We start from the raw sequence: 1427 nt of genomic DNA on the forward strand, positions 1-1427 counted from the left end.
GGGCGGAGCCGGGCGAACTCCCCGATCAGGCGGCGGGTGACGGCCGGCGCGAGCAGCGCCTCCCCCGCCGCGACGACCCGCACGGCGTCGAACAGCCGCTCGGCGGTGACGTCCTTGAGCAGGAACCCGCTGGCCCCGGCGACGAGGGCGTCGTAGACGTGCTCGTCCAGGTCGAAGGTGGTCAGCATCAGGATCCGCGGGGCGTCCGGGCCGGCGGCGATGCGGCGGGTGGCCTCGATGCCGTCCATGACGGGCATCCGCACGTCCATCAGCACGACGTCGGGCCGGTGCTCGGCGCAGGCGCGGACCGCGGCGGCGCCGTCGGCGGCGGTGCCGACGACGGCCAGGTCGGGCTGGGTGCCGAGCAGCGCCCCGAACCCGGCGCGGACGACCTCCTGGTCGTCGGCGACCACCACACGGACCGTCATGACTCCGCCACGGTCGGGAGCGTCGCCTCGACCAGGAACCCGCCCACCGGGCCGGGGCCGGTGCGCAGGTCGCCGCCGACCGCAGCGGCGCGTTCGCGCATTCCGAGCAGGCCATGCCCCGCGACGCCGCCGCGCCCCGGGCCCGGACCGTTGTCGCGGACGCTGACGCGCAGCACGCCGGGCGCGTAGTCGACGTCCACGTCCACCGCGGCGCCGGGCGCGTGCCGCCGCGCGTTGGTGAGGGCCTCCTGGACGATCCGGTACGCCGCCAGCTCCACCCCCGGGTCCAGGACGGCGACGCCGCCCCGGACGATCAGCCGGACGCTCGCCGCGCCCGGCTCGCGGGTCTCGTCGATCAGGTCCAGGAGCTGCTGCAGGCCGGGCTGGGGGCGGCGGGTGGGCTCGGCGCCGGCGTCCTCGCGCAGCACGCCGAGCAGCCGCCGCATTTCGATGAGGGCGGTCCGGGCGGTGTCGCCGATGGCCAGCAGCCGCTCGGCGCCCTCGTCCGGCATGCCCGGGACGGCCAGCCGCGCCGTCTCCGCCTGGACGGAGATCATCGAGATGTGGTGGGCGACGACGTCGTGCAGCTCGCGGGCGATGCGGGCGCGCTCGCCCCGCGCGGTGTACTCCAGCAGCGTGCTCTCGAACGCGCGGCGGGAGGCGTCCAGCGCCGCGGCGTCGGCGCGGCGGCGCAGCACCCGGCGGCGGACCAGCACGGACCAGACCGTGACGAGCGCGACGACGGCCGCGACGGCGACCCCGCGGTGCAGGACGCACGCGGCCGGCGCCGCGACGGTGATCGCGACGGCCGCGGCGGTGACCCGGTCGCGGGCCAGGACGAGCGGGAGCGTCGCGCACACGTCCACCACGATCGCCAGCGACAGCACCGCGCCCGACCCGCCGGCGCGGAACACCGCCTCGGCGGTCCCCGCCAGCGCCAGCGAGCCCCCCACCGCGGGCCACAGCCGCGCGGATGACAGGCCCGGCCACCCCGCCCGG

General features: G+C 78.1%; 2 protein-coding genes. Both read right to left on the bottom strand.

Going from position 1 to position 1427, the window contains the following annotated elements; genetic code table 11:
- Nucleotides 1-428, bottom strand: a 428-nt coding sequence (locus E1287_RS43190) for a response regulator transcription factor (RefSeq protein WP_131971937.1), incomplete at its 3' end; no start/stop codon positions are given.
- Nucleotides 425-1427, bottom strand: a 1003-nt coding sequence (locus E1287_RS43195; RefSeq protein ID WP_207934825.1) for a sensor histidine kinase, incomplete at its 5' end; no start/stop codon positions are given. The genes E1287_RS43190 and E1287_RS43195, both read right to left, overlap by 4 nt.

Source organism: Actinomadura sp. KC06, from assembly GCF_004348735.1.
GTDB lineage: Bacteria > Actinomycetota > Actinomycetes > Streptosporangiales > Streptosporangiaceae > Spirillospora.